Genomic DNA, 538 nt, shown 5'->3' on the forward strand with positions numbered 1-538 from the left:
TTCAACACACAGCCGCCTGAAGGCGGCTGGCCCCACAAAAGACGGCAGGTTCGCCGCCGCCCGCGTGTTTCAACACACAGCCGCCTGAAGGCGGCTGGTGCAGACATATGCAGTGGATATTACCAGTGAACAGGCATGTTTCAACACACAGCCGCCTGAAGGCGGCTGGGTGTGCAAGCAGAAAAGATTAAACAATATCTGCAAGTTTCAACACACAGCCGCCTGAAGGCGGCTGTGTATAGACAAAATCATACGTCGTCAGATAGGGGCGTGTTTCAACACACAGCCGCCTGAAGGCGGCTGGGGTATACCAAATTCCTTGTACAGTGCAGTATCAAGGTTTCAACACACAGCCGCCTGAAGGCGGCTGGTGCAGACATATGCAGTGGATATTACCAGTGAACAGGCATGTTTCAACACACAGCCGCCTGAAGGCGGCTGGACCAGCGTTGGTAATCATACCAAACGCAGGCATGTTTCAACACACAGCCGCCCGAAGGCGGCTAGTGCAGACATATGCAGTGGATATTACCAGTGA

General features: G+C 53.7%; 1 CRISPR repeat array.

Going from position 1 to position 538, the window contains the following annotated elements:
• The first annotated feature begins 66 nt into the window (after nt 1-66).
• Nucleotides 67-506: direct repeats of the CRISPR family, unit length 31 nt; unit sequence GTTTCAACACACAGCCGCCTGAAGGCGGCTG.
• Nucleotides 507-538: the final 32 nt, after the last annotated feature.

Source organism: Neisseria sp. HMSC03D10 (assembly GCF_001807625.1).
In the GTDB taxonomy this organism is placed as follows: Bacteria; Pseudomonadota; Gammaproteobacteria; order Burkholderiales; family Neisseriaceae; genus Neisseria; species Neisseria mucosa.